At 57.2% G+C, this 23,937-nt stretch carries 21 protein-coding genes; 11 read left to right on the top strand and 10 right to left on the bottom strand.

Going from position 1 to position 23,937, the window contains the following annotated elements; genetic code table 11:
• Window positions 1-13 precede the first annotated feature (13 nt).
• The 3 genes from AC6I7J_RS17195 to AC6I7J_RS17185 form a co-directional block, all read right to left on the bottom strand.
• Window positions 14-880 carry a nucleoside-specific channel-forming protein Tsx gene (locus AC6I7J_RS17195; RefSeq protein ID WP_021507798.1) on the bottom strand — a complete coding sequence of 289 codons (867 nt, stop codon included), beginning with the start codon at window positions 878-880 and terminating at the stop codon, window positions 14-16.
• 330 nt (window positions 881-1,210) lie between these two features.
• Entirely contained in the window at window positions 1,211-2,569 is a 1,359-nt protein-coding gene (locus tag AC6I7J_RS17190) for a sensor histidine kinase (RefSeq protein ID WP_058759279.1), read from the bottom strand.
• Entirely contained in the window at window positions 2,566-3,225 is a 660-nt protein-coding gene (locus AC6I7J_RS17185) for a response regulator (RefSeq protein ID WP_021507795.1), read from the bottom strand. The genes AC6I7J_RS17190 and AC6I7J_RS17185 overlap by 4 nt, the downstream gene beginning before the upstream one ends.
• A gap of 189 nt (window positions 3,226-3,414) precedes the next feature.
• Between AC6I7J_RS17185 and AC6I7J_RS17180 the strand changes: the two genes are divergently transcribed.
• The 3 genes from AC6I7J_RS17180 (at window position 3,415) to AC6I7J_RS17170 (ending at window position 6,106) form a co-directional block, all read left to right on the top strand.
• Complete coding sequence (locus tag AC6I7J_RS17180; protein ID WP_021507794.1) at window positions 3,415-3,783, top strand: helix-turn-helix domain-containing protein; 369 nt, start codon at window positions 3,415-3,417, stop codon at window positions 3,781-3,783.
• Between the two features lie 108 nt (window positions 3,784-3,891).
• Window positions 3,892-4,782, top strand: a complete 891-nt coding sequence (locus AC6I7J_RS17175; protein ID WP_058770045.1) for a LysR family transcriptional regulator — start codon at window positions 3,892-3,894, stop codon at window positions 4,780-4,782.
• A 112-nt stretch (window positions 4,783-4,894) separates the two neighbouring features.
• Window positions 4,895-6,106 (top strand): MFS transporter, encoded by a 1,212-nt coding sequence (locus tag AC6I7J_RS17170; RefSeq protein ID WP_264249619.1) that lies wholly within the window; start codon window positions 4,895-4,897, stop codon window positions 6,104-6,106.
• A gap of 78 nt (window positions 6,107-6,184) precedes the next feature.
• On the opposite strand, the gene AC6I7J_RS17165 is transcribed toward AC6I7J_RS17170, so the two are convergent.
• Window positions 6,185-8,572 carry a glucose/quinate/shikimate family membrane-bound PQQ-dependent dehydrogenase gene (locus AC6I7J_RS17165; RefSeq protein WP_222985875.1) on the bottom strand — a complete coding sequence of 796 codons (2,388 nt, stop codon included), beginning with the start codon at window positions 8,570-8,572 and terminating at the stop codon, window positions 6,185-6,187.
• A gap of 282 nt (window positions 8,573-8,854) precedes the next feature.
• Window positions 8,855-9,454: a hypothetical protein gene (locus AC6I7J_RS17160; protein WP_498006254.1), complete on the bottom strand. Its 600-nt coding sequence runs from the start codon at window positions 9,452-9,454 to the stop codon at window positions 8,855-8,857.
• Window positions 9,455-9,872: 418 nt separating this feature from the next.
• Between AC6I7J_RS17160 and AC6I7J_RS17155 the strand changes: the two genes are divergently transcribed.
• From AC6I7J_RS17155 to AC6I7J_RS17130, 6 genes are all read left to right on the top strand, one after another.
• Window positions 9,873-11,111: an MFS transporter gene (locus AC6I7J_RS17155; protein WP_498007239.1), complete on the top strand. Its 1,239-nt coding sequence runs from the start codon at window positions 9,873-9,875 to the stop codon at window positions 11,109-11,111.
• A 310-nt stretch (window positions 11,112-11,421) separates the two neighbouring features.
• Window positions 11,422-12,843, top strand: coding sequence for a sodium:solute symporter family protein (locus tag AC6I7J_RS17150; protein ID WP_125311526.1), 1,422 nt, complete (start codon window positions 11,422-11,424; stop codon window positions 12,841-12,843).
• Between the two features lies 1 nt (window position 12,844).
• Window positions 12,845-14,041 (top strand): sialidase family protein, encoded by a 1,197-nt coding sequence (locus AC6I7J_RS17145; protein ID WP_498006252.1) that lies wholly within the window; start codon window positions 12,845-12,847, stop codon window positions 14,039-14,041.
• Window positions 14,038-14,715: an SDR family NAD(P)-dependent oxidoreductase gene (locus tag AC6I7J_RS17140; RefSeq protein ID WP_021507786.1), complete on the top strand. Its 678-nt coding sequence runs from the start codon at window positions 14,038-14,040 to the stop codon at window positions 14,713-14,715. Before AC6I7J_RS17145 ends, AC6I7J_RS17140 begins: the two co-directional genes overlap by 4 nt.
• Before the next feature lie 208 nt (window positions 14,716-14,923).
• A complete protein-coding gene (locus AC6I7J_RS17135) occupies window positions 14,924-15,892 on the top strand; it encodes a glycosyltransferase family 8 protein (RefSeq protein WP_058780864.1) in 969 nt (322 codons plus the stop codon).
• A complete protein-coding gene (locus tag AC6I7J_RS17130; RefSeq protein ID WP_498006249.1) occupies window positions 15,893-17,140 on the top strand; it encodes an O-antigen ligase family protein in 1,248 nt (415 codons plus the stop codon).
• 29 nt (window positions 17,141-17,169) lie between these two features.
• Here the strand turns inward: AC6I7J_RS17130 and AC6I7J_RS17125 are convergent, their stop codons facing one another.
• Window positions 17,170-18,099 carry a glycosyltransferase family 2 protein gene (locus tag AC6I7J_RS17125; RefSeq protein WP_498006247.1) on the bottom strand — a complete coding sequence of 310 codons (930 nt, stop codon included), beginning with the start codon at window positions 18,097-18,099 and terminating at the stop codon, window positions 17,170-17,172.
• Between the two features lie 205 nt (window positions 18,100-18,304).
• On the opposite strand from AC6I7J_RS17125, the gene AC6I7J_RS17120 reads away from it, so the two are divergent.
• Entirely contained in the window at window positions 18,305-19,399 is a 1,095-nt protein-coding gene (locus AC6I7J_RS17120) for a YncE family protein (protein ID WP_498006245.1), read from the top strand.
• Between the two features lie 75 nt (window positions 19,400-19,474).
• Here the strand turns inward: AC6I7J_RS17120 and AC6I7J_RS17115 are convergent, their stop codons facing one another.
• From AC6I7J_RS17115 to AC6I7J_RS17105, 3 genes are all read right to left on the bottom strand, one after another.
• The gene (locus AC6I7J_RS17115) at window positions 19,475-19,765 is read right to left on the bottom strand and encodes a DUF1330 domain-containing protein (RefSeq protein ID WP_021507781.1); all 291 of its coding nucleotides are present in this window, start codon (window positions 19,763-19,765) and stop codon (window positions 19,475-19,477) included.
• Entirely contained in the window at window positions 19,765-20,646 is an 882-nt protein-coding gene (gene yghU, locus AC6I7J_RS17110; RefSeq protein ID WP_211726550.1) for a glutathione-dependent disulfide-bond oxidoreductase, read from the bottom strand. The genes AC6I7J_RS17115 and yghU overlap by 1 nt, the downstream gene beginning before the upstream one ends.
• A gap of 101 nt (window positions 20,647-20,747) precedes the next feature.
• Window positions 20,748-21,767: a LacI family DNA-binding transcriptional regulator gene (locus AC6I7J_RS17105; RefSeq protein WP_021507779.1), complete on the bottom strand. Its 1,020-nt coding sequence runs from the start codon at window positions 21,765-21,767 to the stop codon at window positions 20,748-20,750.
• A gap of 100 nt (window positions 21,768-21,867) precedes the next feature.
• On the opposite strand from AC6I7J_RS17105, the gene AC6I7J_RS17100 reads away from it, so the two are divergent.
• Complete coding sequence (locus AC6I7J_RS17100) at window positions 21,868-22,878, top strand: Gfo/Idh/MocA family oxidoreductase (protein WP_498006242.1); 1,011 nt, start codon at window positions 21,868-21,870, stop codon at window positions 22,876-22,878.
• A gap of 152 nt (window positions 22,879-23,030) precedes the next feature.
• Here the strand turns inward: AC6I7J_RS17100 and AC6I7J_RS17095 are convergent, their stop codons facing one another.
• Entirely contained in the window at window positions 23,031-23,915 is an 885-nt protein-coding gene (locus tag AC6I7J_RS17095; RefSeq protein WP_021507777.1) for a sugar phosphate isomerase/epimerase family protein, read from the bottom strand.
• Window positions 23,916-23,937 lie beyond the last annotated feature (22 nt).

Raw genomic sequence — 23,937 nt, 5'->3', positions numbered from 1 at the left:
CGCCGGAAGCGGTTTAGAAGTTGTAACCCACCACCAGGTAGTAACCCCAGCCGGTTGATTTCACTTCAAACGGACCGTTGCCGAAGTTCAGCTCCTGGCCATCAGCCCACTGGCCGCCGTTGTGGAAGTAACGCGCCACGGTAGAGACATGCCAGTGATCGTAGTTCAGCGACAGAATGTGGCTGGAGGCAATTGAGTTGCTGGTGCGTGAGCGGTCAGACTTGTCACGCAGATCGGAGCCCCAGTCAAAGTTGGTGAAACCGATGTAGCTCAGCTTGCCGCCCCACAGGTCGGTAATCGGTACAAAGTATTTCACCTTGAAGCGATAACCATCCCAGCTGTTTTCGTTCGCCGCGCCGTAGTTTTCCCACTGGTATTTCGCGTACACGTTCAGTGACAGGCCGATATCGCTATGGGTATCAATGTCAGTACCCAGACCCATATACCAGGTGTTCTGACGGCTGTCGCTGTTGCGACCCATGTCGTAGATGTAGTTGTTGGCGAAGTACCACTCTTTAAACGGTCCGAACGCCAGGCTGGTGCCGGTCAGCTTATCGATGGAGAAACGTGGCTCAATTTCCATGAACATCGGCGAACCGTGGTCAAAAATACCGTTGGCATTGCTGTTACCCACGCCAAAGAAGTTGGTCAGGTCAAGGTAGCCGTAGAAATCAAACCAGTCCTTTTTAGTAAAGGCTTCGTATTCGAGATACACATCATTGTTGAACTGGGGTCCGAAGCGGGTGTGATAACTGCCTACCACGTTCACGCTCTGATGCCACCAGTCAGAGAGGTACTGCGGATCGCTTTCCGCCGCCTGTGCGGCGCCGGTCCAGCTACTGGCCAGTAAGGCCCCTGCTATCAACGTTTTAAATTTCATTATTTTTTAACCACTTGCTCGTGATCGCCGCGCAAATGCTGCGATCGGGTGAAATCGATCCCAGGGGATGGGCAGTGTGCTGTTGTCGCCGGTCTGACGCGCCGGATTTTCAGGCCCGCGTAATGTGCCTGTAACAGAGCGATAGAAAATAGATTTTGATCACGTTTGTCAAAAAGTGTTGCATTTGGATTCAGTAAATATGTGAACTAGATCACATAAAGGCCGTGTAACGAACGGAACCCCGCAACCGTTTACGTTGTCGGGATACGCAGAGAACTGGCAGGAGAAGAAAATAGCCGGCGCGGATTATCGCGCCGGAGAGGAAAGACGTCAGGGAAGGGTTACGCGTACCTGCAGGCCACACACTTCACCCTGCGGGTTAAGGCAATTCGACAGCGCCACCTGCATCTGATGCTTCTGCGCCACGCTGCGCACGATCGATAATCCTAAGCCGCTGCCCTGCGCCTGGACATCCGGCGAGCGGGTAAAGCGATCGAAGGCGCGCTCAATAAACGACTCCGGCATGCCGGGGCCGTTATCGACAATATCCACCACCGTATGATGACCGACGCGATGCAGTAGCACATCCACCAGGCTGCCCTCCGGCGTGTGCAGCATGGCGTTGCCGATCAGGTTATCGAACAGGCTGCGCAGATCGGAGCGGCTGGCGTGCAGACGATAATGCGCCGTGCCGTTGAAGCCGATATCAATGCCGCGCTTGTCCGCCACCACCATCAGCTGCTCAATGCTCTCCTTCAGCAGGTCATCAAGCTCAATGGTCTCGACGCTGGCGACAACGGACTGATCCTCCTGGCGCGAGATGTTCAGCAATTGCGTGACCAGATGGCGCGTGCGCGTGACGCCCGCTTCCAGCTGATCAAACTGGCGGCTGGCTTCGCCCGGCAGGATGTGCTGACGCAGGTTCTCCAGCTGTAACGTGACGGCGGTGACCGGCGTGCGCAGTTCATGTGCGGCATCCTCAAGGAACTGGCGCTGTGACGACCAGGCCGCGCGTAGTTTATCCAGTAGCGAGTTATAGGCATCGACCAGCGGCAGCACTTCGTCCGGCAGACCGTCCGGCGACACGCTGTGCGGATGCAGGGTTTCCTGCGCCGCAATCTGGCGCGACGCCACGCGCAGATCGCGCGTAATGGCACGCACCACCAGCCAGATCACCAGCAGCGACAGCGGCATCATCAGGATGAGCGGAATGATGGCGGAGAGTACGCGCTTCACCATCAGGCTCTTCATGTAGCCGACGTTGTGCAGCACCTGAATATTGCCGATCTCGCTGCCCAGCTCGCCGGGTCGGGTGTAAACGCGCCACTGGCAGTCATCGCCGCAGTCGCCAACTTTTAAATCTGACCAGCCTTTTTTGCTCTGCAGGGGCGCATGCAACGCCGGCCAGGAACTGGCGCGCAGGTGATTATTGGTATCCCAAAGCTGAACGATATAAGTACTTTTCAGCTTCTCCTGCTGCATCACCATCGGCATCAGTGCCGGCATGCGCTGGCTGCTTGACCAGGCATCGGCAATTTTGGCGAGCTGGTCGTCCTTCATGGTGCCCATCATGTCGCCATAGCAGTGGTAGAAATACCAGGTGACACCGCCGATCATCGCCAGATGCAGCAGCACCAGCGTGGCCAGCAGTTTGTTGCGCAGCGACCGCATAAACGTAAAGGATCTCATATTGCCGGCACCCGCCAGCCCAGACCGCGCACGTTGCGAATCACTTCGTTATCGAGTTTGCGCCGCATGCCGTGAATCAGCACGTCCACGGCGTTGCTGGTGACCTCTTCGCCCCAGCCGTAGATGCGGTTTTCTAACTGCTCACGCGACAGGATCGCGCCCGGGCGTTCCAGCAGCGCATAGAGCAGGGCGTATTCACGTGCGGTCAGCTGCTCACGCTGGCCTTTGTACAGCACTTCACGCGTCATCATATCGAGCTGCACGTCGCCGTTGCCCAGCAGGGAGTCCGCCGCACCGTGGCGGCGTCGGGTGATGGCTCGCATACGCGCCAGAACCTCTTGCAGATCAAAGGGTTTGAGTAAGTAGTCATCGGCGCCACTGTCCAGCCCCTGGATGCGCTGCTGCACGGTATCACGCGCGGTCAGCACCAGCACCGGCGTCATGTCACCGCGCGTGCGCGCACGGCGCAGCACATTGATGCCATCTTCACGCGGTAAACCGAGATCGAGCAGGACGCAGGTGTAACCGCCTTCCTGCCAGGCGTTGCTGGCAAATACGCCGTCACGCACCCAGTCCACCGACCAGCCAGCGGCCTCCAGCGCCTGCTGCAGGTTGGCGCCGATCATTTCATCATCTTCTACCAGCAGCACACGCATGATGCCCTCCTGAATAACTTGTCGCAGTGTAGCGCCCGATAATTAGCGCAGAATTAACCTGGCGCGCTGTTTCGTCGGGAAAGCCGTTTTTTTGCTTGCTAATTCTGCGCTAATTTTCTGCTAATTAAGGGATAAATTTAACGCGCTACAGTGACGTCACTGGACATTTTACCGACGCCGGAGGAAGTCATGAATCAGCGCGAATTTATCCGTAGTTTGCTGGAGTGGATTGAAAAAAACTTAGGGCACGATCTGCATCTGGATGAAGTAGCACGCCGCTCGGGGTATTCCCGCTGGCATCTGCAACGTCTGTTCCGTCAGCACACCGGTTTTTCACTGGCAGAATACATTCGCCAGCGCCGGCTGACTGAGTCAGCGCTCACGCTGATCAACAGTGATGAGGCGATTCTGCAGGTGGCGATGAGCTACGGCTTTGATACCCAGCAGGCTTACACCCGCACCTTTAAAAATTATTTTCGCGTCACGCCAGGCCAGCTGCGGCGTCAGCGTCGCGTCGAGCCGGACCGCCTGCTGTTTCCGCTAGCGGTGGCGGTGTGACATCCCTCGCCCGATTTCCCGTGGCCGCTGCGTAACGGGAAATCGGGTGCGCATTCGCGTTTTTGCTTTTAAGCTGCGGTTCTCACTCTTTCGAATCAGCCAGAGAACATGGACAACAGCGATAATCTCACCGCCATGATGCTGTTTGCACGCGTCGTTGAGCGGCAAAGCTTCAGCGAAGCGGCCCGTACGCTGGGGGTATCAAAATCGCACGTCAGCCGCGAAATTGCCCGGCTGGAGGTGCGGTTGGGTATCAAACTGCTGCAGCGCACCACGCGCAAAGTGGCGCTGACCGAGCTGGGTCAGGCTTACTATCCGTTCTGCACCCGCATGCTGGAAGAGATGCATCGCGCCGACGCGTTTGTGCAGCAGGTGCATCAGCAGCCTGCCGGCAACGTGCGGCTGCAGGCGCCGATCACCTTCGGCTGCCAGTGCGTGGTGCCGACGTTGAATACCTTTATCCGCCGTCACATTCACATCAACGTCGATCTCGAACTGACCACCAGCGACGATCCGCAGCCCAGTGCGGACGTGGCGATTGTGATCCGCGCGCGTGCGCCGGAAGTCGCAAACTACCGCGAACTGAGCAGCATTGACTGGGGACTGTATGCGTCGCCAGCGTATCTGGCCGCGCATCCGGCCATCGATCATCCCGAACGTCTGATGCGCCACGATCTGCTGCTGTTTCACGGCCCGGCACACACGGCGGCGTTGCCGTTTCGCCGTGATAAGCAGCGCCTGGCGCTGGATGTGCACAGCCGCTTTCGCGCGAATAACAGCATGGCGCTGCTTAATGCGGCCCTGGCCGGAACCGGCGTGGCGTATCTGCCCGCCTATATGACGCAGGAGGCGCTGGCGCGCGGCGAGATTCAGCAGGTGCTGCCGGAATGGCAGATGGATCGCCTGCACAGTTACCTGCTGCTGAAAGAGCAGCCGCAGCCCTCGTCACCGATCACCTTACTCTGCGACGCGCTGATCACCGCGCTGGGTGCGTCATGATTGTTGTTTTCTGGCAACAATAGCGCGCTGGCTGGCAAATATCCGCTTCTCCCTGTTTTCTGTGTGCTACCGCTGATAGCCTGCTAAAAAAGCCAAAAACAGGGATATCACTATGTCGCACTCTTCTATCGCGTTAGCGCCTGAGCAGCAACACTGGCGGCGCAATTTGTGGGTTTGCGTGCTGGGCTCGTTCAGCACTATCGTCGCCATGACCCTGCTGCTGCCCTTTCTGCCCCTTTATGTGCAGCAGCTGGGCGTGCAGGAACCGGCCGCGATTGCGCGCTGGTCAGGCGCCGCCTACGGTGCCACCTTTCTCAGCGCGGCGCTGACGGCACCGCTGTGGGGCAAACTGGCGGATCGCTATGGCCGCAAGCTGATGCTGATCCGCGCCAGCCTCGGAATGGCCGTCGCCATGTCGCTGATTGGTATGGCCACCGCGCCGTGGCAGCTGGTAGCGCTGCGCCTGCTGGCCGGTCTGCTCGGCGGCTATGCGTCGGGCTCCACCATTCTGGTGGCGGCGCAAACGCCGAAAGCGCAGACCGGCTGGGCGCTGGGCGTACTGTCCTCCGGCATCATGGCCGGTAATGTGGTCGGCCCGCTGCTGGGCGGCGTGCTGCCACCGCTGATCGGTATCCGCCACACTTTCTGGCTCACCGGCGCGGTGATTTTTCTCGCGTTTCTCGCCACCACTTTTCTGCTGAAAGAAGCGCCACGTGCGGCGAAGAAAGCCGCAGCCGGGGAGGGGGATGAGCCGGATTCGTCGATAAACCGGCCAGTGGTGCGGCTGATGTGGCTGTCGGGCATGCTGCTGATTTTTGCCAATATGTCGATTGAGCCGATTATCACGCTGTATATCGCGCAGTTTGTTCACGGCGATCACGCGGTGACGGTGACGGCCGGACTGGTGATGGCGGCCGCTGCGCTGGGCAGCATTCTCTCCGCGCCGCGCCTTGGCCGGCTGGCCGATCGCATCGGCCATGCGCGCGTGCTGATTTATGGCCTGCTGGTCTGTGCGCTGCTGCTGATTCCGCAGGCATTTATTAACGCGGCATGGCAACTGGTGGTGCTGCGTTTCCTGATGGGGATGGCGCTGGGCGGCCTGATGCCCTGCGTGACGGCGTTGATTCGTCATAATGTGCCGCAGCGGCAGGTCGGGAAAATGCTGGGCTATGCGACCTCAGCCCAGTATGTCGGCCAGGTGAGCGGCCCGCTGTTCGGTGGCTTTATCGGCGGCGCGTTTGGTATGCGACCGGTGTTTCTCGCCACCTGCGTGATTATGGCGCTGTGCGCGCTATTGAATGCGCGGGTGCTGCGTAAAGCTTAACCGCAGGATCGAGCGTAATGCCTGACCGGCGTGAAAAAAAAGCGGGCATTGCCCGCTTTTTTACTTCAGTGCGAAAAATTACTTCGCATCTGGCAGCGCATAGGCAATCACGTAATCGCCCAGCTTGGTACCAAACGAACCGTGACCACCGGCCGCGATGACAACGTACTGCTTGCCATTCACTTCATAGGTCATCGGCGTAGCCTGGCCACCCGCTGGCAGACGCGCCTGCCACAGCATCTCACCGGTGTTGGTATCGAACGCGCGCAGGTAGTTATCTGCGGTCGCGCCGATGAAGAACACGTTACCGGCGGTGGTGATTGGGCCACCCAGCATTGGCATACCCATTTTGAACGGCAGCGGAACCGGTGCGCTATCGCGAACGGTACCGATACGTTTCTTCCACACGGTTTCGTTGGTCTTCAGGTCGATCGCTGAAACGTAACCCCAGGCCGGCTGTTTACACGGCAGACCAAACGGCGACAGGAACGGGTTCAGCTCGACGCCAAACGGCACACCGTACTGCGGCTGAATGCCGGTTTCGGTACCGGAACCGCCTTCTGCGCCCTGCGGTGGCTCAATCGGGTTGCCCGGACCGCGCGGAATCAGCTTAGACACAAACGGCAGCGCCATTGGGTTAGCAATCGCGATCTGACGATGTGGATCAACCGCGATGCCGCCCCACTCGAACATACCAAGGTTGCCCGGGAACACCAGCGTTCCCTGCTCAGACGGCGGCGTGAACGGACCTTCGTAGCGCAGACGCTTGAAGATCACGCGGCACACCAGCTGGTCATACATCGTCGCGCCCCACATGTCCTTGTCCGTCAGGTTCTGCTTCGGACGGAAGGTCAGTTCGGAGTACGGCTGGGTCGGTGCCACGTGGTCACCTTTCGCCGCGCCCTGCGGTACCGGCGTCTCCGGTGCAGGCACGACCGGCTTACCGGTACGACGATCCAGCACAAAGATGTTACCGGTTTTCGCCGGGGCATAAATCACCGGTACGGTGTTGCCGTCTTTGTCCGTGATATCGGCCAGCGTCGGCTGTGACGGCAGGTCCATATCCCACAGATCGTGGTGCACGGTCTGATACGACCACACCAGCTTACCGGTGGTGGCGTTCAGCGCCAGAACGCTGCTCGCGTAGCGCTCCTGCTCTGGTGTGCGGTTACCGCCCCAGATATCCGGGGTGGAAACGCCCATTGGCAGGTAAACGGTATCCAGTTTTGGATCGTATACCGCTGGCGCCCACGAGTTCGGCGAGTTCATGGTGAAGGTGTGTTCATCGGCCGGAATCGCGTTAGGATCTTTCGCGCCCGGATCGAATACCCACAGCAGTTTACCGGTGTTGACGTCGAAGCCACGGATGGCACCAGACGGCTCACGCGTAGAGTAGTTATCGGTGACCGCACCAGCAATGACGATGGTGGTGTCAGTGATAACCGGCGGTGACGTAGGCTCATACTGGCCTGGCGTCTGTACCGGCTGCTTGTGCTGCAGATCCAGCTCACCGTTGTTACCAAAGGATGGGCAACGGGCACCGGTATCGGCATCCAGCGCGAACAGACGACCGTCGTTCACTGGCAGGTAGATGCGGCGTGAGCACAGCGCAGGCTGGCTGTTGGCGGCATCGGCAGCGGCAGGCACTTCATGGTATGAAACACCGCGACAGGTCACGTGCTGGAAGGTAGGATTCGGCTTCAGGCCCGGATCGAATTTCCACTTCTGCTTACCGGTCGTCGCATCCAGCGCAAACAGAATCTGGTGTGGCGAGCAAAGGTACAGCGTGTCGCGGATTTTAATCGGCGTCACTTCGTCAGTGATTTCACCCGGATCGTTGGCGGTTTTGAGATCGCCGGTCTGGAACTGCCAGGCAACCTGCAACTCTTTCACGTTGCTGGTGTTGATCTGCTTCAGCGGCGAGAAGCGGGTGCCCTGCTGGTCACGCGCGTAGGCTGGCCAGTCAGCATCGTTGATGTTACTCAGCGGCTGGGCCTGCGGGACGTTAGCGACTTCCGGCAGGTTGCCATTCAGCTCCTGCGGATCGTGGAATACTGCCCACGCCAGCACCAGTACGCTGGCTACCAGCGCAACGGCCATCGCACCCAGCGCACCTTTACCCGCATGATTCAGGCCGCGATACACAAACGGCAGAATCAGCCAGATACCGAAGATCACCAGCACGTCGGTACGTGGTGCCAGCGCCCAGAAGTCGAAGCCGACTTCCCATACGCCCCACACCAGCGTTGCCAGCAACAACAGGGCATACAGCAGCAGTGCGGAACCGCTACGGCGCCACAGCAGAACAGCGGTGATCAGCATAATCACACCGCCAATAACGTAGTACCAGGAACCTCCAATGGCGGCTAACCAAACGCCGCCAATCAGCATAAATGCGCCCGTCAGTAGTGCAAACAGCACCGTCAGGAAGCGAATTACGCCAAAAGATGAGGAAGCTTTCCCCATAATATTGACCTCTTTCTTTGCCATAAAATCAAAGGAAACAACCGATTAGGCTGTATCCCGACATAGAGTACGAAGTGACTTAAGGTGTTCTGTCAGTGCTTTTCCGTTAAGCAGGATGATCCCTTTGCGTTAAATTTTATCTTAAAAACGTTAACAGGTTTGATTTTTTTAGCGCTTTGCTCTTTTTATCAGGCAGTGACACGACATTTTATGAGGATATTGCGCCATCCTGTCCGGCGTAATCGGGTGATAACGCCGACGCGCAGAATTTTGTGTAAACGTTTACCCCAGGAAGAGCGGATGACAGTTCCGCTGCGTTTGCCAGCCGCTTAGCTGTAAATGCAGGTAATCTTCGGCCGGTAATTGGAGCTGGGGCGTACGTAATATTACCTCTGCTTGTGTTTCCCGCAGCGAAGCGAGCAGAAAAGGAAAGCTGAACTTGAGATAATTTTCACGGAAGAAGTCATCGCTCAGAACAATACCGCTGAAGGGAAAATCAGTAATATTTTTCCACTCGGTTCCCGGCGGCGCGAGATCGTAAAGCCAGAAGGAAAAACGAGACGCCACAGCGCGTAAGGCGGATCCTGCCTGACGTAAAGTGGCATAGTTGATCGCCAGCCTTACATTCTCATGTTGCAGGCTGGAATAATTATCCACGTCATGCAAAAAGGACATCACACTATTTCCCGCCAGTGGAATAATTATTAATCCCGCAGCATCCGCTGACTGATAATGTTGAGTAATTATCTCGCCTTCATGAAGTAATGCATAACGTTCCGGCACGCAATGCATTAAGGACGCTGAATAACATGCGCCGATAGGTGTGCCGTCGAAGCGACAGACACGCTCAGTGACATAAGGATGGTATGAATTGTTTTCCATTTATCTCTATGAATAAATTAATGAACGATAGCGTCTTAATTATTATAAGGACGGGAAGACTGCTGTGATTATCACAGGGGGCAATATAGATCGATTCGCCGGCAAAGATCACCTTTTTTAGCTGTTTCTGATAAAGAGATAAAAAGGATTCGCCAGGCATTAATTAACGCTTTACTGAATTATCTGGAATGATTCGGCTATTTTCAAAGTAAAACAATCAGTCTGCTAATATTCAGAACGCCATGTTTAACTGTCAATCCGGATAAACACCTGTTTTTACAGCGCACATCCAGCCATTGCCTGCCCCGGTCAGTTATCGCACTCTATGGCGTGAAAAACATAAGGAAAGCCGATGGTGGCTTTTCACCAGGCCGGTGCCATGACGCCGGCCGGTTCTGCTTCAGGATGGGATAAAACTATGGGTTCACCGGTCAGCGCAGCGGAAGATTCGCTGCTGCGACACAGGTCGTTCGTCGCCTTCTGGCTGGCGCGTACCTGTTCATCGTTTGGTTTTCAGATGTTCTCCGTGGCCGTCAGCTGGCAAATCTATGCGCTTACCCACAGTGCTATGGCGCTGGGCATGATCGGTCTGATGCAATTTTTACCTTCGGTATTGCTGGCGCTGCCGGCGGGTCACCTTGCGGACCAGTATGACCGTCGCCGCATCGTGCTGCTGGGGCAGCTGATTGAGTGGCTGGCGCTGCTCGGGCTGGTGGCGCTGACGCTGCTGCACTGGGCGGGCCGGATTGAAATCTGGGGACTGGTGTTCCTGATTTCGCTGGCCAAAGCGCTGGAGTGGCCGGCAATCACCTCAATGCTGCCAGCGTTGGTACCGCCGCCCATCCTCGCGCGCGCCATGGCGGCCAGCTCGGTGGGCGGTCAGGCGGCGGTGATTGTCGGTCCGACGCTGGGCGGCTTACTGTACGTGGCCGGGCCGGAGGTGGTGTACGGTGTTTCGGCGCTGTTCTATCTGCTGTCGATTGTGCTGGTCAGCCGATTGCGCTACGAACGACCGCCGCAGGCACGTATTCCGGCCAGCCTCAGCACCATGTTTGCCGGCGTCCGCTTCATCCGCGAACGCAAAGATGTGCTTGGGGTGATCTCGCTCGATCTGTTTGCCGTGCTGCTGGGCGGCGCCACGGCGCTGCTGCCGATCTTCGCCCAGGATATTCTCCATACCGGTCCGTGGGGGCTCGGCATGCTGCGCGGTGCTCCGTCGGTCGGGGCGCTGCTGGTCGGGGTGTGGCTCAGCCGTCACAAGCTGGAAAAGCACGTGGGCATGATCATGTTTGGCTCGGTAGCCGGTTTTGGTCTGGCTACGCTGGTATTTGCGCTGTCGACGCAGCTGTGGCTCTCGCTGCTGGCGCTGGCGGCACTCGGCGGCTTCGATATGGTGAGCATGGTGATTCGCGGCGCGCTGGTGCAGCTGGACACGCCGGATGAGATGCGCGGGCGCGTCAATGCGGTCAACGCCATCTTCATTAATACCTCTAACCAGCTGGGGGAGTTCGAATCCGGCCTGTTGGCCGCATGGTTCGGTGCGGTGCCCGCAGCGGCGATTGGCGGTGTCGGCACCCTGGTGGTCGTGGCGCTGTGGATGGCGCTGTTCCCTCATCTGCGCAAACGGCAGAAACTGGAAAACGACAGTCTCGCCTGACGTTCGCGGCTGCCCGGCGCGGTGGCCGTGGCCAGGCACGCAGTCTGCCTCGTTATCTCGCACAGTTAAATTTGATTATTATTAATCACATTTGACTGTTTGTGAGCATGATCAAACTAATTAAACGCCAGTTAATCTATAAATTGCCCTGCCTGTGCGTAAATTTATTCATTTTTGAGTGAAGTAAATCATTTTGCACGGTGCGGGGTAGCCAGCGCAGCGACGCAACAACAATAATCATGGCCGCCTCATTAACGGTGCGTGTGAAGCCCGGCACGCACCACGACCCTACGTTATCAATGAGGCCAACATGAAACAGTTCTCTGCAGAAGGGATGGTGATTATTGTCGGGATTGTCATTGCCTACATCCTGTTCACTACCTGGCTGACCTGGCGGTTGCGCAGTAAAAACAGCGGCGACTTTATGGCGGGTTCAAACGTGATGCCAGCGTTTGTGGTCGGCGTGATGCTGATGTCTGAATACATTGGCGCCAAGTCAACCATCGGTACGGCGCAGGCGGCTTTTGAGGATGGCTTTGCCGCGTCCTGGTCGGTGATCGGTGCCGCTATCGGCTTTCCGCTGTTTGGTTTTTTGCTGGTCAAACGCATCTACAATACCGGCAAAATTACCATTTCCGGCGCGATTGCCGAGCGCTATGGCAACTCCACCAAAAATATTATTTCTATCATCATGATCTACGCGCTGCTGCTGGTGAACGTCGGTAACTATGTCAGCGGTGCGGCGGCGATCTCTACGGTACTGAACCTTGATCTCACCACGGCGGCGGTGATCACCGCGCTGGTCAGTACCTTCTATTTTATGTTCGGCGGCATGAAAGGCATCGCCTGGGTGACGCTGCTGCACAGCGGCCTGAAATATATCGGTATTCTGGTCATTCTCGGCGTGGCGCTGCACATGACCGGCGGCGTTAGCCCGATGATCAAAGAGATGCCGCACTTTTACTGGACCTGGGACGGTAACGTGGGCGCCAGCACCATTTTTGCCTGGATGATTGGCACCATCGGGTCGATCTTCTGCACCCAGTTTGTGATTCAGGCCATTGCCTCGACCAAAAGTGCGGCGTCTGCGAAGCGGGCCACCTGGGTCGCGTTCTTCTTCTGTATGCCGATTGCCATCGCCATTGCGCTGATTGGCGTGGCGGCAAAGTATCTGCATCCGGAGATTAACAGCCTGTATGCGCTGCCGGTGTTCCTGCAGGATATGAGCCCATGGCTGGCAGGGATTGTCACTACCTCGCTGGTGGCGTCGATTTTTGTCAGCGTCAGCACCGTGGCGCTGGCCATCGCTTCGCTGGTGGTGAAGGACTTTTATGTGCCGTACCGTAATCCGACGCCGGAACGCGAATTTCGCATGACGCGCTGGCTGTCACTGCTGATCGGTTTCCTGCCGCTGATCTTCGTGCTGTTCGTACCGGAAGTGCTAAAGCTGTCGTTCTTTACCCGCGCCATCCGCCTGTCAATTTCGGTGGTGGCGATCATCGCTTTCTACCTGCCGTTTTATAAAAGCACTCGCGGCGCGAACGCCGGCCTGATTGGTGCCTGCGTCATGACCTCGCTGTGGTATCTGCTGGGCGATCCGTTCGGCATCAACAATATGTACGTCGCGCTGGTCACACCGGCGGTGATCATGCTGATTGACCGTCTGATCCCGTCACGTCAGCCGCAGCGCAAAAATGCACCTGATTCATCAATGCAAAACAGTGGAGCCTGACATGACCGACTCAACCATTACCGTCGAACGTAACGGTAAGCTTCATCCGCACGTGCAGGACGCGCAGCAGCTCACGGCGATGCTGCCTTCGGTCTGTCCGCAGAACCACGCCGCTAACCTGCTGCCGTTACCGAACGGCGACCTGCTGTGCGTGTGGTTTGGCGGCACGCAGGAAGGCATCGCGGATATTTCAGTGTGGTGCTCACGGCTGGCGCAGGGCAGCGCGCAGTGGAGCAATCCCTTGCAGTTATCCGACGATCCGGCGCGATCGGAACAGAATCCGGTGCTGTTCCTCGATCCCGAGGGCGTGCTGTGGCTGCTGTGGACCGCGCAGAAGTCCGGTAATCAGGACACGGCCATCGTAAGTTATCGCCAGTCACACGATTTAGGGCGCAGCTGGAGCGCCATTGATACGCTGCTCGACCAGCCGGGCACGTTTATCCGCCAGCCGCTGGTGGTGCTGCCGAACGGTAACTGGCTGCTGCCGGTGTTCTATTGTCGCACCCAGCCGGGAGTGAAATGGGTGGGCAATGATGACATCAGTGCGGTAAAAATCTCCAGTGACAAAGGCCAGAGCTGGCGCGATGTGGCGGTGCCGGACAGCCTCGGCTGCGTGCACATGAACATTACGCTGCTGCAGGATGGCAGCCTGCTGGCGCTGTATCGCAGCCGCTGGGCTGATTATATCTACCAGAGTCGTTCGGACGACGGCGGTGAAAGCTGGAGCACGCCGCAGGCGACCGATCTGCCAAATAATAACTCATCGATTCAGGTGACTACGCTGCACAACGGCCATCTGGCGCTGGTGTTTAACGCCATGAGCGCGCGTGATGCCAGCGAGCGTCGCCTGTCACTGTACGACGAAATCGAAGACGAAGATGAAGATGACGCGGCGGTGGCCGTGGCGGCGCAGCCGGTGGTTCAGGGCGCACGTACCGCCTTCTGGGGGGCTCCGCGCGCACCGATGACGCTGGCTATTTCTGCCGATGGCGGAGTGAGCTGGCCTTGGCAGCGTAATCTGGATGAGGGGGACGGCTACTGCATGACCAACAATTCACAGCAGAAACTGAACCGTGAGTTCTCCTATCCCAGCATTAAGCAGAGCGCGGACGGCGCACTGCACATTGCCTACACCTATTTTCGCCAGGCCATCAAGTACGTGCGCGTGGAGGAGAGCTGGGTGAGGGACAAAGCATGAGCCGCCATGCACTGGTGACCGGTGTCAGTTCCGGCATTGGGGCGGCGATTGCCGATGAGCTGCTGACGCAGGGCTGGCAGGTCACCGGTTTTAGCCGTACGCCGGTGGAGAAAGATCATCCGGCGTTTACCTCCGTCAGCGTCGACCTGTTTGACGCCGGTCAGCTGAAACGAGCTTTGGCCGGGCTGGCGAAGGTGGATGCGCTGGTGCACGCGGCAGGCATGATGCTGGCCGCGCCGCTGGGTGAGCTGGAGGAAGAGCAGGGGGCGCGGCTGTGGTATCTGCACGTGCAGGTGGCGCAAATCATGGCCAACACCTTGCTGCCGCAGATGGGCCACGGCGATCGTATTCTGCTGCTCGGCAGCCGCACGTCACGCGGCGCGGCGAATCGCAGCCAGTATGTCAGCACCAAGGCAGCGATGGTGGGCATGGCGCGCAGCTGGGCCGCCGAACTGGCTCCGCAGGGCATTACGGTCAATGTGATCGCTCCCGGTGCCACCGCCACGCCGATGCTGCTGCAGCCGGACCGCGCCAGCTCGCCGCCGAAACTGCCGCCTATCGGACGCTATATCCATCCCGAAGAGGTGGCCGCGCTGGCTGGTTTTGTGCTGTCGCCGGCTGCCGCTGCCATTACCGGACAGGAGCTGGTAATTTGCGGCGGCGCGTCGCTGTAGTTTTATTCTCCAGCGTGCCTCTCCCATCGTAAAAACAGGATGGAAGAGGCTGATTATGTCTCGTCTGCGAAAACTCCTGGCTTATCGTGCTACGCTTTCTTTGGGTTTACCAAAATGGTAATCTTTTCACCGTTTTGGTAAACCCAATTTTATTGTCTACATATTAAGTGGTTACGGAGTGTAGCGCTCCGCAGCAGAGAAGCGCGCAATGAATCATGATGTTCTTCAGGAAATAAACGCCGAACCACTTTTTCCGGTACAGAGCGATCAACATATTGTTTTTGGCGTTGACGGAAAGTTTAAAGCGCATGCGCTAATCACGATTCTGTCCATCATGAAACACGCCGGAGACCGCGTGTATCATTTCCATCTGATCTCTTCAGAACTGACACCGGCCGATAACCCCCGGCTCGCCAGGCTGTTTCAGGGATCGCGCCACGGCGTGACGCTGCATCATCTGCCGGACCAGCTGTTTGCCACGCTGCCGGTCACCGAACTTTTTACCCGTGCGACCTACTATCGCTTTCTGGCACCGCTGATTTTGCCGCAGGCGGAAAAACTGCTCTATCTTGATGCCGATATGGTGTGCATTAATCCGCTCAATGAACTGTGGCAGATCCCGACCGGCCCCGAGGCGGTTGCGCTGGTGGTCGGTGAAATTGCCTCGCTGCAGCCGGTGCTGGCGAAGAATGCCGGCTTGCGCGGCGAGCGCTATTTTAACGCCGGCATGATGCTGATTGATGTGGCGCAATGGCGCGCTGGCAATATCAGCGAACGCGCGTTTACTTTACTGTCCGAACACGGGCGAAACTTCCAGTATCTCGACCAGGATGCGTTGAATATTTTACTGGAAGATAAAGTGACCTTTGTTTCTCCTCGCTTCAATACCCTGACCATGCTGGCCCATGACGATCGTGGCTATACGCTCGACGTGCCGGCGGAAACCTGCCTGATTCATTATGCCGGTGCGGATAAGCCCTGGCAGGTATGGAATCAACAGTTTGTGGTTCACCACTATCGCGATATTTATCAGGATTCACCGCTGTCCACCATGGCGTTTGACCAGCCAGCCAATGCGCAGCAGGCAAAAAGAATGTATAAGTCGCTTTTTCGTCAAAAAAGATGGTGGCAGGCCATGCTGTGGCGCCTGAAACATATCAAGATGAGGTATTGTTAAGTGCAAGCTCACGCTTTTCGCCAGCTGATGACGGGAAAAAATATTTACCAGCTCTGTTTTGTGCTGCTGAGTATCGCGCTGGCGTCGTCACTGGTGGTTGAAGCCTTACCGCGCAAAATATTCTATTTTTCCAGTTATGTGGTGGCTCTGTATTTAGTAATTCTGGCGGTGAAAAAACAGTGGCTAACAGATAAAACGGCCATAACGGTAGCGCTTCCGCTGCTGTTCATTGGGCTGGTCAGGCTCATCTGGGCAAAGATGTTTTCCCACGCTGAATTCAGTGACGTGGTGAATAACTACTTCCAGGGCGGTAAGCTGTTTATTATCGCGGCTTTTCTCAGCTATTTTATCATCGCCTGGCGCCACTATCTTAGCCGTCCACTCCTGATAACCTGCAGCGCCATCTTATTTGTCGGGCTGCTGGTGACGTTAGGTTTCGCTATCAGTGAACACGCAAAAACGCTGACCCGCATCAGATTGCTGACCGACTCCGCCGGTACCGTCTCTTATCTGATTACCGCGCTGGCGCTCTGTACTTTGTATACCGGCCACCGGGTCATCACCCATCGCGGCGGACAAATGGTCTTATTCAGCGCGGTTTTTGTCGTGAATATGATGCTAATGATTCTGACCGAGTCACGCGCCGGCGTATTAACCCTGCCACTGATTTATCTGGCCTGGTTTTATTTTACCCAACGCTGGGCGGGTAAAATTTCGCTGGTGGTGTTAGCGCTGTTTATTATCGTGGGCGCTTTATTTATGCCGGGCAGCGTCTGGCAGCGCTTAGACAGCATCCACAATGAAGTCGATACTTATCAAACCAACAACAACACCTCGATTGGTGCCCGTTTCTCTATCTGGAAAGGCGGCTGGCACAGCGTTTCGTGGTCGCTACTGGGGCAAAGTCCGGATCAGCGCACGGCAAAAGCACGGGAATACATCACGCAGCATGAGCGCCACAATCCCGAAGCGTATAAAAACGTCATGTATCACCTGCACGATGATTTCCTTGAAACGCTTTCGCTGCAGGGGATCGCTGGCGCACTTTCCCTGCTGATTTTTTACCTCGTGCTGCTGATAGTAGCCGCACGCCGCGGCGTCGCCGGATTAACGCTGCTGCCGCTGTCAATTATCATCTTTGGGCTGACCGACACGGTGTTAATTCAGAGTGGTTCGGTGCTAATCCTGGTGATGGCGATTATCATCAGCTATGCCATGATTCATCCGCCTGAGAAAGCATCGTCCTGATAAACCGGCGCCGGCATAGCGCCCGGTTATTACAGCGGTTTGTTTAACTTCAGAGCCAGATATTTCTTTTTAAAGCTGGTTCTGATTTTACTATCGAAAAGAAAAGACAGTGGCCTGATTTTAGTGATCGCCTCAATAACCTGCTTCCTGTCGTCAGGATTATCCAGGGCTTGCCGATGTTTATGTGCAATATTAATCCAGTGGCAGGATAGCAGATTGCGATAGCGCTCCTGCAACACCTCATCCATATGCTGCGTTGCGCTCACTAGAAGTGAAATTTTGTGTTTATCCAGCTGGCTGGATAAGCTGCTGCCGCGTTTAAAATAGAGATAAGGGCTCTGACGGCTATAAACGATTGCATCACTGCTGACCAGGATTTCCGGGAAAAGCCAGGCGTCCTCGTAGCAGGTATAATCCGGGAAGGGATGTGCCAGCAGCATGGTGCGCTTAATAAACTGACCAATAAAGTGCGCCTGCAAATCGCGATGGATCAGGAATTTTTCAATAGCCTGATGCCGTGACAGTGTTTCCGCCTGCAGGCCCTGCCACGTGATGTGCTGAGGCCGGGATTCGTATACCTCATTAAGCGCCGTGAACAGTGCGTCCGGACGATGGCTTTTCAGGTAGCGGACAATATCGGTGAGGGCGTCGGCCAGCAACTGATCGTCGCCATCCAGCATCGTAATATATTCACCGCTGCACTGCTGAACGCCAAAATTACGCACCCGGCCAATGTTGCGGTAATCAATATTAAATACTTTCGCCTGCGGATGCCGCCGGGAAAAATCATCGAGTAACGCTGCTGTGTTGTCGACGGATGCGTCATTGATAAGAATAAATTCAATATACTGCTCAACACCATGACAGGCCTTTTCTAAACTCGCCAGCGTGTCAGGCAGAAATTTTTCACTGTTATGGGCCGTTAGCAACACACTGATTAAATAGTCAGGAACCATCATTTTTTAAGTCAACATCTGAGGCAGGAATGCCGTCAAGCATACTACAAGTGGCAATTTGAGGGGAGGGCATTGACGCAGCGCAGCCCTGCGCCTGCTGTCGCCGATCAGGCACATTTACGACTGATACAATAATGCGTATGATTCTCATTCCTTTTTATACTTCCTGCTCGCGCAGGTAACCCATCGGTCCTTACCGGAGACAGCAATGACTTCATCATTACGCCCGCGCGCCACCGCGCTGGTTCTGGCGCTGCTGGCAGCCATGAGCCTGAGCGCCTGTCAGGCGCCGGCTAAAAAATCAGTAGCGCCTGCCGCCGCGGCTAAGCCAGCGGCAGCGGAGAAGGTACAGCAGCGTGAACTGGGCGACGGCCTGTATGAAATGGCCTATGTGCCGGGCGATCCGGCTGCGCTGTATGTGGCCAGCGCGCAGGCATTTAAAACCGTCAACGGTGGCGTGCTGTATCGTCTGGATGCCCGCACGCTGGCGACGCTGGGCGAAACCCACACCGATCTGAAAAACTTTGGCATGACGGCTTCACCGGACGGCAGCGTGCTGTACATTACCAACACGCTGGACGGTGGCGTGACGAAAGTGGACGCCAGAAGCGGTAAAGTGCTGCAGCGTCTGCTGTTTGGCCTGAAAAACGACAAAGGCAATCCGGTTGGCGCGCGTGAAATCCTGCTGCATGACGGCCTGCTGTACATCGGTGCGATTGAGAATCCGGCGATGATTTGGGTGGTCGATGCGAATACGCTGCGGCTGAAAACCACCATCAAAAACGCCGGTAAGTGGCTGACAGGGTTGCTCTATTCGGCGTCAACCGACCGTATTTACGCGGCGAACGGCAGTGGCGAAGTGCTGGTGATTAATCCGCGCAGTCACAAAATTGAGCAGCGCTGGACGCCAGGCGATGGCAAGGAGTATCTGCTGTTAAATCTGGCCGAAGATGCCGCCAATGGCCGCCTGTACGTCACTGACAATTCTAAGGGCAAAACCACGCTGGTGTTCGATGAGCGCAGCGGTAAGGTGATCAAACGCCTGGATGTCGGCGATTCGCTTGGCATCAAATTCAATGCGAAGCGCAACGAGATTTACATCAGCCAGCGACTCGGCGGCAAAGTGCTGCAGCTGGACGCGACGACCTACGCAGTGAAAAATAGCTGGACGCTGCCGACCCACCCTAACAGCCTGCTGGTGTCGCCAGATGGTCAGACGCTGTACGTGACGGTGAAGCAGGGACTCAATAAAGATCGCTCGCCGCAAGGGCCGGATAGCGTGGTGCGGATTACGCTGGATTAACCGCGCTGGGTTTAATCGCGGCGCGAGGGATCGCGCCGCAGATAACCCGTGCTTAGCAATGGGTTACGTCATCCATTACGCCACGCCGTTCACCAGAAGTACGCGGTAGTTGGCGCCTTTCAGGCGATGCGCTTTGGCTTCCTGGTAGGCCGGGCTGAAGTACCAGGCTTTGGCGGCCTCGGCATCTTCAAACTGCAGCACCACCACGCCTTCAGCATCGCGCCCTTCCAGTACCTCCAGATCGCCGTAAAACGCCAGTGGCGTGATGTGGTGATCGCCACGCGCCGCGCCGGCTTTCTGCGAATAGGTGGCCAGCTCGTCTTTGTCCAGCGTTTCGTCTTTAATCATAACGACATATGCGGCCATTATTGTTCGCCTCGCGCCTGACGCTTGTCTTCAGTATTGGTATCAAAATCGCTCGCATCGTGCCGTTCCAGCAGCTGATCCTGCGGCTCGGCGCCAAATGCCCGGTTCACTTTACGCCCGCGGATCACCGCCGGACGGTCGGCAATCTCTTTTGCCCAGCGCACCACATTTTTGTACGACTGCACATTGAGGAATTCGCCGCCGCCGTACTGGTTGTTCAGCACCAGATTGCCGTACCACGGCCAGGTCGCGATATCGGCAATGGTATATTCGTCGCCGGCGAGGAAACGGTGGTCCGCCAGCTGGCGATCCAGCACATCAAGCTGACGTTTGGCTTCCAGCGTGAAACGGTTAATGGCGTATTCAATTTTTTCTGGCGCGTAGTGATAGAAGTGGCCGAAACCGCCGCCAAGGTAGGGCGCGGATCCCTGCAGCCAGAACAGCCAGTTCAGGGTTTCAGTGCGGCCCGCCACGTCAGAGGGAATAAAGTGGCCGAATTTATCTGCCAGATAGAGCAGGATATTGCCGGATTCAAACACGCGCAGTGGCGGCGTGATCGAGTGGTCGCGCAGCGCCGGAATTTTTGAGTTGGGGTTAACCTCAACGAAGCCGCTGGAGAACTGATCGCCATCGCCGATGCGGATCAGCCAGGCGTCATACTCCGCTTCCTGCACGCCGAGCGCCAGCAGCTCTTCCAGCAGAATGGTCACTTTCTGGCCGTTTGGCGTCCCCAGCGAATAGAGCTGCAGCGGATGCTTACCGACCGGCAGCGTTTGCTCATGCGTCGGCCCGGCGGTTGGACGGTTAGTCTTCGCCCCGTTACCTTTGGCTTCCGGGTCCCAGGTCCAGACTTTCGCGGGCTGATACTGATTTTCCGACATAATGCGTTCGCCTTGTTGTGAGAAGATTTTTGCTGCTACTGAGTGTAGCAGCACGCTATCACGCCGATTTAACCGCGCTGGCGATAAAAGACAAAGTCGAATCAGGCAAAATTCTCTTGCGTAAACAGCATAAAGTCGACTTTGCCGGGCTGATAGGTCTCTGGCTGCTCACCCTCTTCCAGATGTCGCAGCAGCAGCGTCAGCGCCAGCTGTGCGTGACGCAGGGTGTTTTGATCGAGCGTTAGCGTCAGCACGCGTTTGGCCAGCAGCTCACGGGTGGTTTGGTAAAGTTCGTGCGTAACATACACCACCTTGCCGCACAGCCGGTGGCGCGCCAGCGCTTCGTGAATCTGCGTGTTGCCCATGCCGGTATTGTACAAGCCGACAATCTGCTGCGATGCGGCCAGCGTTTTCTCCAGCAGCCGGCTGATGCGCTCGCGCTCGTCCTGGCCTGCGATGATCTCCCGTAGCCGCAGATGCGGGAAGCGCTCCGCCAGCACTGCCTGAAATCCTTCGATGCGCAGACGGTGCGCGGCGTAATCGGCGCGACCGCTAACCAGCACCACGTCACCCGCCACGGGCAGCATGCTGCCGAGCATCAGCGCGGCGGTGCGTCCCGCCTTAAGCTGGTCAATACCGACATGGCACAGGCGCGGCGCATCAGGCAGATCGGCCACCAGCGTAATGACCGGTACGCCACGCGCTTTACAGGCCTCAAGCGCCGCGTAAATCAGCGGATTTTCATGGGCGAAAACAATCAGCCCGTCCATCTTTTTGCTGCTGGCTTCGATATGCGCCGCCAGCTTTTCGGGCGCATGCTCCGGAATCAGTGTGCGGTGCAGCCGCAGGCGACGATAGCCGAGCTCATCTGCCAGCCGGGCAAAATCCTGCGCCAGCTGTTGAAAGAAGAAGGAACCGTTACCGCTCAGTAGCACTTCGATCTGCCACGCGTGGCGGTGTTCCTCCGGCAGGATGCGTTTCAAACCCGCTTCGCGCGCCGCCAGTAAAATCTTTTTCGTCATCGCGGGCGACACGCCGCCCCGGTCGTTCAGCACCCGATCCACCGTGGCGACGCCCACGCCCACCCGCTTAGCCAGTTCGGCCAGCGTCATTGTTTTCATCTGAGTGAATTCCATCAAAAACCGCGTTCAGACAGCCTGCCAGAAAGCGATATTTTGACAAGACCGACGATGCCGAAGTGTGAGCAACAGGAGCGTTATCATGCGCAGTGCGCAACGTTTTGCCTTAATTGGCTGTGGATTTATTGGCCAGGTGCATGCCGCAAACCTGGCGCGCCATCCCGGCGTTGAGCTGGCGCTGGTGTGCGATATCGACGCCGCGCGCGCCGCTGCGCTGGCAGAGCAGTTTGGGGCGCGGGCCGCCAGCGTGCCGCAGGCGCTGAGCAGTGAGGCCATTGATGCGGTGCTGATTGCCAGTGCGACGCCGACCCACGCTCCGCTACTGGAGCAGGCGGTACTGGCGGGCAAAGCGGTGTACTGTGAAAAACCGATCGATTTGTCGCTGTCGCGCGCCCGGGAAGTGGTAGCCAGCATCTCTCCGCTGCAGGTGCCGGTGACGGTAGGATTCAATCGGCGTTTTGATCGCAGCCATGCACAACTGAAAGCCCAGCTGCAGCAGGGCGTGATTGGACGCAGCGAGCTCATCCAGATGGTGTGCCGCGCCTCTGAACTGCCGCCGCTGAGCTATCTGCAGGCGTCCGGCGGACAGATGCGCGACCAGGCCATCCACTTTTTCGATCTGCTGCGCTGGCTAACTGAGGATGAAGTGGTCACCGTGGGCGCGCTCGGTGCCGCGCTGGCGATGCCGGCGATCCGCAACATTGACGTCGATACCTCGGTGCTGATTATGCGCCTGCAGCAGGGCGCGCTGGCGCAGCTCGATAATGCCCGTCGTACCGCTTACGGTTATGACGAGCGCATCAGCGTGATGGGCAGTCTGGGCATGCTGGCGTCGGAAAGCCAGGCGGTGCGCGGTGCAACGCTGTATCAGGGGCAGCACATCCGCCAGCCGGGGCTGTATGCGGACTGGTTCAGCCGGGTACAGGAGACCTATTACAGCCATCTCGATGCGTTTGTGCGCCATCTTGGCGGCGAGAAAGTGGCCGGTCTGCCGGGGCTGATTGACGGGCTGCGCGCGCAGGCCATCGCGGAGGCGGCGCAGCTGTCGCTGACGCGCGGCGAGTTTGTGGAGGTGGAGTGGGTGACGGTGTGATGGGGAGTGGGCGATGGCGTTTGCCCTCACCCCAACCCTCTCCCGCAGGTGGGAGAGGGGGCTGATAGTGCGCCCATCTGTCATTGGCGGGAGAGGGGGCTGATTGTGCGCCCAGCTGTCATTGGCGAGAAAGGGGGCTAAGGGCGGGCGATTTACAGATTCAGCAGCTCGCGCTCAATCAGCTCGCGGGTTTCCACCGCCTGATACTTCATCTTCTCCGGATAGCCAAACAGCGCGGCGGAGATAATCGACTCGCCGCCCACTTTATAGTGGCGGTTAGCGAAATCCATCTCGCGCAGCGCTTCGAACAGCGCGTCGAAATTCACCTCACCTTCGCCAACGGCCACGTGCTGGTGGATGGTGGCATCGACGCCCGGTGGGTTAACGATGTAGCGACAGTGTTTGGTGTGGTTCATGGTATCGGCAATCAGCATATGCGACAGATCGTCGCCAGCGTAATGCAGCATACTCTTCACGTCGCCTTTGCCCTTGTCATAGTAGAACGTATGCGGTGCGCTATAGATGTATTTGACGTTGTCGCTGCGGAACGACTTGACGATATCGGCCGTTTCATTGCTCTCTTCGCAGAAATCCCACGGATGCGCCTGAATTTCTACGCGAATCCCCTCTCGCTCGAAAATCGGCAGCAGCTCGTCCATTGAGCGATAGAACATCTCTTCGCAGATTTCCGGCTCGTTCGGGTTACCGGAGAGCTCGGTATTGATCACCTGCACGCCCATCTCCACGGCAATCTCAATCATTCGCTTCCAGTTTTTCACCGCCGCCTGGCGCCGCAGCTCATCCGGTCCCGACCAGCGATAGACGGTGATAAACGAGGAGATTTCCAGTCCGGTAGCGTTGAGCGCATTTTTGTACTCGCGCATGATCTCCCGGCTGGCTTTCGGGTGTTTATAGAACGGATTGATTTGCGGATGCGGCGACTGTTCAATGTATTTATAACCCCACTCCGCGACCTGATGCACCATACGCGTGATGCCGAGATCGCGGATAACATCCACATCAAAAGCGATTTTCATTGTTGTTCTCCTGCGCGTTACG

This window comes from Type-C symbiont of Plautia stali, from assembly GCF_059730935.1.
The sequence above is the reverse complement of the archived record's forward strand: the minus strand, read 5'-3'. Positions and strand labels throughout refer to the sequence as shown.

Coding starts and splice junctions, on each gene's coding strand:
- AC6I7J_RS17195 (WP_021507798.1), bottom strand. CDS start 880: ATGAAATTTAAAACGTTGATAGCAGGGGCCTTACTGGCCAGTAGCTGG.
- AC6I7J_RS17190 (WP_058759279.1), bottom strand. CDS start 2,569: ATGAGATCCTTTACGTTTATGCGGTCGCTGCGCAACAAACTGCTGGCC.
- AC6I7J_RS17185 (WP_021507795.1), bottom strand. CDS start 3,225: ATGCGTGTGCTGCTGGTAGAAGATGATGAAATGATCGGCGCCAACCTG.
- AC6I7J_RS17180 (WP_021507794.1), top strand. CDS start 3,415: ATGAATCAGCGCGAATTTATCCGTAGTTTGCTGGAGTGGATTGAAAAA.
- AC6I7J_RS17175 (WP_058770045.1), top strand. CDS start 3,892: ATGGACAACAGCGATAATCTCACCGCCATGATGCTGTTTGCACGCGTC.
- AC6I7J_RS17170 (WP_264249619.1), top strand. CDS start 4,895: ATGTCGCACTCTTCTATCGCGTTAGCGCCTGAGCAGCAACACTGGCGG.
- AC6I7J_RS17165 (WP_222985875.1), bottom strand. CDS start 8,572: ATGGGGAAAGCTTCCTCATCTTTTGGCGTAATTCGCTTCCTGACGGTG.
- AC6I7J_RS17160 (WP_498006254.1), bottom strand. CDS start 9,454: ATGGAAAACAATTCATACCATCCTTATGTCACTGAGCGTGTCTGTCGC.
- AC6I7J_RS17155 (WP_498007239.1), top strand. CDS start 9,873: ATGGGTTCACCGGTCAGCGCAGCGGAAGATTCGCTGCTGCGACACAGG.
- AC6I7J_RS17150 (WP_125311526.1), top strand. CDS start 11,422: ATGAAACAGTTCTCTGCAGAAGGGATGGTGATTATTGTCGGGATTGTC.
- AC6I7J_RS17145 (WP_498006252.1), top strand. CDS start 12,845: ATGACCGACTCAACCATTACCGTCGAACGTAACGGTAAGCTTCATCCG.
- AC6I7J_RS17140 (WP_021507786.1), top strand. CDS start 14,038: ATGAGCCGCCATGCACTGGTGACCGGTGTCAGTTCCGGCATTGGGGCG.
- AC6I7J_RS17135 (WP_058780864.1), top strand. CDS start 14,924: ATGAATCATGATGTTCTTCAGGAAATAAACGCCGAACCACTTTTTCCG.
- AC6I7J_RS17125 (WP_498006247.1), bottom strand. CDS start 18,099: ATGATGGTTCCTGACTATTTAATCAGTGTGTTGCTAACGGCCCATAAC.
- AC6I7J_RS17120 (WP_498006245.1), top strand. CDS start 18,305: ATGACTTCATCATTACGCCCGCGCGCCACCGCGCTGGTTCTGGCGCTG.
- AC6I7J_RS17115 (WP_021507781.1), bottom strand. CDS start 19,765: ATGGCCGCATATGTCGTTATGATTAAAGACGAAACGCTGGACAAAGAC.
- yghU (WP_211726550.1), bottom strand. CDS start 20,646: ATGTCGGAAAATCAGTATCAGCCCGCGAAAGTCTGGACCTGGGACCCG.
- AC6I7J_RS17105 (WP_021507779.1), bottom strand. CDS start 21,767: ATGAAAACAATGACGCTGGCCGAACTGGCTAAGCGGGTGGGCGTGGGC.
- AC6I7J_RS17100 (WP_498006242.1), top strand. CDS start 21,868: ATGCGCAGTGCGCAACGTTTTGCCTTAATTGGCTGTGGATTTATTGGC.
- AC6I7J_RS17095 (WP_021507777.1), bottom strand. CDS start 23,915: ATGAAAATCGCTTTTGATGTGGATGTTATCCGCGATCTCGGCATCACG.